The organism is Marinomonas sp. AWM4_232, assembly GCF_056158325.1.
The window spans coordinates 1-4855 of record NZ_JBSWTA010000008.1; the positions used below are offsets into that span (position 1 = coordinate 1).

7 protein-coding genes are annotated in these 4855 nt (G+C 60.2%); 2 read left to right on the forward strand and 5 right to left on the reverse strand.

The annotated features are described in order from the left end of the window. Nucleotides 1–103 precede the first annotated feature (103 nt). Nucleotides 104–538: a hypothetical protein gene (locus tag ACXAC1_RS19935; protein WP_475063962.1), complete on the forward strand. Its 435-nt coding sequence runs from the start codon at nt 104–106 to the stop codon at nt 536–538. Nucleotides 539–710: 172 nt separating this feature from the next. Here the strand turns inward: ACXAC1_RS19935 and ACXAC1_RS19940 are convergent, their stop codons facing one another. The 5 genes from ACXAC1_RS19940 to ACXAC1_RS19960 form a co-directional block, all read right to left on the reverse strand. Continuing rightward, on the reverse strand, nt 711–1082 hold the full coding sequence (locus ACXAC1_RS19940; RefSeq protein ID WP_475063964.1) for an ATP-binding cassette domain-containing protein: 372 nt from the start codon (nt 1080–1082) through the stop codon (nt 711–713). Further along, nucleotides 1067–1345, reverse strand: a complete 279-nt coding sequence (locus tag ACXAC1_RS19945; protein WP_475063966.1) for an ATP-binding cassette domain-containing protein — start codon at nt 1343–1345, stop codon at nt 1067–1069. The genes ACXAC1_RS19940 and ACXAC1_RS19945 overlap by 16 nt, the downstream gene beginning before the upstream one ends. Then, entirely contained in the window at nt 1338–2585 is a 1248-nt protein-coding gene (locus tag ACXAC1_RS19950; RefSeq protein WP_475063968.1) for an ABC transporter permease, read from the reverse strand. Before ACXAC1_RS19950 ends, ACXAC1_RS19945 begins: the two co-directional genes overlap by 8 nt. Nucleotides 2586–3054: 469 nt before the next feature. Then, nucleotides 3055–3780, reverse strand: a complete 726-nt coding sequence (locus ACXAC1_RS19955) for an ABC transporter substrate-binding protein (protein ID WP_475063970.1) — start codon at nt 3778–3780, stop codon at nt 3055–3057. Further along, a complete protein-coding gene (locus ACXAC1_RS19960; protein ID WP_475063971.1) occupies nt 3747–4253 on the reverse strand; it encodes a hypothetical protein in 507 nt (168 codons plus the stop codon). Before ACXAC1_RS19960 ends, ACXAC1_RS19955 begins: the two co-directional genes overlap by 34 nt. Nucleotides 4254–4568: 315 nt before the next feature. Here ACXAC1_RS19960 and ACXAC1_RS19965 point away from each other — a divergent pair. After that, the coding region (locus ACXAC1_RS19965) for a hypothetical protein (RefSeq protein WP_475063973.1) at nt 4569–4855 on the forward strand (287 nt) is incomplete at its 3' end.

Sequence of the window (4855 nt, forward strand, 5' to 3'; positions counted from 1 at the left end):
TTACGTATTGCTAAGGTTAAGTTCCTCGTGCAGTGTCAAGAGATCAGCACCTGCCCCAACGCGTTTGAGTAGATCACACTAAATACTCAAGTGGATGCAATATATGAGCGATATTGATGCGTTCTTTCGGAACGAACAAGGTAATTACACTGTCGATGATTGGGGTAGAAAGGCGGTTTTGAAAATGTTCTTGATACTTCTTGCATCATCCTTGATCGCTATCCCTTTAATGTCGGGGGATGACTCCAGCCACGAACGTTCCGTGTTGGTATTTCTTTTCCCATTTCTATTTTTGGTAGCTTGGTCAACCTGGGCGTCTTTGAAGAAGGTGCATCACGTCGTTGTACATGAGGACAAAGTTGAGATACTGCCTTTGGGATTAGTGTTTTATACGAAAGACTTGGTCGCAGCCGAAGTCAGATCGTTCGGCAAACGAGAGCGGTTGATTGAATTAAGAACTTTTCGATGGTCTTTCAAATATTATATGCGGTCTCTCGTCTGGATCGGCAATGGTGTGAGCATTCCGATTAAGCGATAGGTTTCTGGAAAACGCAGGGTTTTCCTGATACTGTCGCGTCACATGTATTAACGCTGAGTTTTCGCGTGAGATACGACACTGCTGATCAGAACGTCGTAAAGTGTGTTTATCTTGTGTGGGCGTCCCTTGCGATGATGGCCGTTTGAAAATGGACGATCTATATGCCCAACCCTCAAGACCCTAACTGAACAATCGGCCCCCCTGCGGCCTCGGCGTCTGCGGTATCATGTGTCACCATCAGAACCGGCAGCGCGCGGTCGCGGGCGAAGGTGAACACCAGATCGCGCATCTGATCGCGCAGGGTGGCGTCCAGTCGGGAAAACGGCTCGTCCAGCAACAAAAGATCCGGCTCGGAGAGCAGCATCCGCATCAGGGCCACGCGGGCTTTTTGACCGCCCGAGAGCGTCTCCGGGTCGCGGTCGTGAAAGCCTTCAAGGCCGATCTCTGCCAGCGCGTCTTTGATGCGCACGCGACGGGCGCGGCCTCGGACTTGCGGCGCGAGGCCAAAGGCGAGGTTGGCCCCGACGCTCAGGTGCGGAAACAACAGATGGTCCTGAAACAGGATGCCGACACGGCGCTCCTGCGGGGGCAGGGGGCAAGGTCGCGGCCATTCAGAAGGATCTCGCCCTCAAGGCTGAAATCCGCGCTCATCTGCCCGGTGATGGCCGCTAGCAGGGTGGATTTGCCCACGCCTGATGGTCCCATCACGCTCAGAATGGTGGCGGGGGGCACGGTGAGGTCGAGTTCCAGCAAGGGGCGGTCGCCGTGTTTGATGCGCAGGGCGCGCAGTCTCAGGCCCTCAGCCATGTTGCAGTCCTCTCCGGTTGCGCCAGACGATCAGCGGCAGGGTCAGCACCAGCACAAATGGCAATAGTGCCGCCGCCGTCTGCACCAGCCCGTATAGGCCAATCGCGCGCCGGTCGCCACCGGCGGCGAGGGCGACGGCTTCGGTGGTGAGGGTCTGGATGCGTCCGCCTCCGACCAGAAGCGTCGGCAGATATTGCCCGACAGAGACCGCCATGCCCACGGCCACCGCGGTCAGGATCGGCGCCAGCAGCATCGGCAGTCTGAGTTGCAGAAAGATCCGGTTCCGAGAGGCACCCATGGCCGCGCCCACGGCTCCAAGCCGCGGATCCCACGCCTTGTAGGGGCCTTCGAGGGACAGGCGCAGATAGGGCAGTACAAAGACCAGATGTGCGAGCATCACCGCCCAGAGTGTGCGGTCGATGCCAAAGCCCAGCAATAGCGTCTGCATGCCCGGAAGGAAGGCGGTCTGCGGCACCAAGAGCGGCAAATACAAGAGCCAAAGCCCCTTGCGCGTGAGGCGCAGATTGCGGCGCTCTTCGGTTTCAAGACACCCCAGCGTCAGGACCAGCCCGGCAAGGGTGGCGGCGAGGGCGATGGCGAAAGTGGTCGTGAGTGTCTCTATCGCGGCGGGGCCGTTGCGCTGCCAGCTGCGCAGGCTAAAGCCCTCGGGGAGAAAGTCGGGAAAACTCCATCGGGCAGCAAAAGACCAGACCACCAACCCCGCAAGCCCGGCCAGAACCAGACCCACACAGAGCAAAGACGTCATGAGACCAAATGCGCGCCAGAGGCCATCCCGCGACAGGCGCGGCCCGCGGTAGATCAGATGTCGGCCCAGTGCGGCAAGCGCACGTTCCCCTCCGTGCCAGAGCAGAAGCGCGCCAATGACCAGTGCCAATTGCAGCAATGCCGCCGCCGAGGCCAGCGTGCGCAGCGTAAGGTCCGGCTCTCCCATCCAGCGCACGATCTGTACGGACAGCGGCGGCGGCGTGTTGGGCCCAAGGATCACCGCCACATCGACCACCGACATGGCGTAGGCAAGCACCACATAGACCGGCAGACGGATGCGCGCATAAAGCGCGGGCAGCACGCCAAACATCCATGCGGCCATGCGCCCATATCCAAGCGCCATGGCAACGCGCAGGCGGCCTTGGGTGTCGATCTGACCAAGGGCCGCGAGGCTGATCAGCAGCAGGAACGGCACCTCCTTCACCACCAGCCCCAGCGCCATGGCAAGGCCCATCGGATCCTGCACCAACAACACATCGGGCGGGCGCTGCCAGCCGGTGAGCCACGGGCTGAACGCGCGAGAAATCCAGCCGAAGGTTGGATCAGGAACATCAGCCCAAAGGCGGCGGCGGCATGCGGTACCGACAAAAGCGGCGACAACAGCCGCAGGACCGCACGAAAGGGGCGCGTACCGGACCAGCCTGCGAGCAGTAGCAGCGTGATCGCCAGCGAAAGAAATGTGGCAAGCCCGCCCGTTACAAGGCTGAGACGCACCGAGGCCGACAGCCCCGGCCATACCCACAGTGTCTGAAACGGCGTCAGTGACGGCCCCTGCAGCCCCGCCACCGGCAGATGTCCGAAGGCCGCGCTAATGGTGCCCCATAGCCCGGCCAGAACAGGCCCGATCGAGAACCAATATGGTCAGCAGCGGCAGGACCGGGGGCAGGGCAAGGGAGGGGCGCACGGAGGTTGCGTTCTAAGGCTCAGTTGCCGACGCCGTAGCGGGCCACCCAATCCTCGGAAATCCGGGTCATCCAGCTCGGATGTGGTTCCGGTTGCACAGCACCGAGTTCCTCGGGCGAAAGCGTCGCAATTCCCAGATCCAGCGTGCGGAAGGCCGCCCGATCCTGAACCGGCAAGGCGTTCATATCAAGCACGGTGCCATAGCCCAGTACCTCGGGGTCTTGGGCGCGCAACTGGGCCTCTGGCGACATCAGGAAGTTTGCCACCACCATGGATGCAGCCTTGGAACCTGAATTATAAGGGATCGCCACGAAGGACGCATTGCCGATGGTGCCCTTGTCGAGCACGAAAGTGCGCACGCTTTCAGGCAGTTGATAATTGGCGATTGCGGTGCTGGCCTCGCCGGGGCTGAAGGAAATCGCCAGATCGATCTCATCATCGTTCATCAGCTGCAGCTGGCGCGGGCCGGTGGGCGGGTAGGCGCGCCCCTCACGCCACAACAGCGGCGTCGGCTCCTCAATAAAAGTCCACAGCGGCGCGGTCACCTCGACATAATTGTCTTCATTGACGGGCTCAGAGAGCGCCTTGGGGTTGTTGCTCAGGTCGACCAATGCCTGTTTCAGGAAAGTGGTGCCGAGGAAATCTGGCGGCTGCGGATAGGTGAAGCGGCCGGGGTGTTCGCGGGCCCAGTCCAAGAGCGCATCCATTGAGCCTAAGCGTTCGGGCAGGTCTTTGGTGTCATGCATAAACACCACCTGCGCCATCGCCCATGGGATTCATAGCCCTCGGTCGGGACGGTAAAATCATGCGTCAGGGTGCTGTTCTCCGTGTTGGCATATTGCCAGTTCGGCAGCGCCTCGGCGAAGGGGCCAAACAGCAGATCGGCGTCTTTCATGGAGGCAAAGTTGGCGCCGTTGATCCAGATCAGGTCCACCGCACCATCCTCGTCCTGACCTGCGGATTTCTCTGTCAGCACCCGCGTCACCGCATCGGCAGTGTTCTCCAGTTTCACATGAGTGAGGGTAATGTCGTAGTCGTCCGCGAGCCGTTCCCCGACCCATGCGATGAAATCATTGGTCGCGGTGGAGCCTCCCCACGCATGCCAATGCACGGTCTGGCCCTGCGCTTCTTTCAGCACAGTGGGCCGGTCCGCCGGATCGGGAGAGGCCCACGCCGAAAGCGGCGCGAGGGCAAGGGCAAGAGACAGCATGCGTTTCATGGCGATCCTCGTTCTGGGACAAATCTTGGGTGCAGTATAAGCCGCATATGTGCGGCGATACTCCTGCAATCTCCCTCTGATTGCGCGATCCGCGCCGCCGCGTCTATGGGCATGACGAAAATGTGACGCTTGGTGTGGTGAGGGGTGGGCGGATGCTTGCACGCTTAGGGTCCTGCGGGTATGCACAGGCCCATACTCGCATGGTACTATGCGAGGCGTGACCGGACGCGAGCGCTCTTCCACAACCGCGTCCGATTTTTCGGTGCCGTTACGATCTTCAGGCGGCCCGCGACCATACGAGGGGAAAACCCAGCCATGTCGCTCGATATTCCCGTGCTGCGCAGCGCATTGTCCCAGCACTACGATCTCACTCCGAACCCCGAACTCGCCAAGTCCATGTCTGATATCTATCAGCGCATGTCCCGCGTGGTGTCGCCTGTCGATTGGGTGCTCTATGCGCCATACGTCAAGGCGATCAATGAGCTGAAGGCCAAGCGCAACGCGGTGATCCTTGGCCATAACTATATGACAGGTGCTGATCTCTTGACACTGCACGAGGAACTTAACCTTAGCAATACTAAACGAATCAAGGTACGCTACAC

Coding starts and splice junctions, on each gene's coding strand:
- ACXAC1_RS19950 (WP_475063968.1), bottom strand. CDS start 2,585: ATGGGCCTTGCCATGGCGCTGGGGCTGGTGGTGAAGGAGGTGCCGTTC.
- ACXAC1_RS19960 (WP_475063971.1), bottom strand. CDS start 4,253: ATGAAACGCATGCTGTCTCTTGCCCTTGCCCTCGCGCCGCTTTCGGCG.
- ACXAC1_RS19955 (WP_475063970.1), bottom strand. CDS start 3,780: ATGCATGACACCAAAGACCTGCCCGAACGCTTAGGCTCAATGGATGCG.
- ACXAC1_RS19935 (WP_475063962.1), top strand. CDS start 104: ATGAGCGATATTGATGCGTTCTTTCGGAACGAACAAGGTAATTACACT.
- ACXAC1_RS19945 (WP_475063966.1), bottom strand. CDS start 1,345: ATGGCTGAGGGCCTGAGACTGCGCGCCCTGCGCATCAAACACGGCGAC.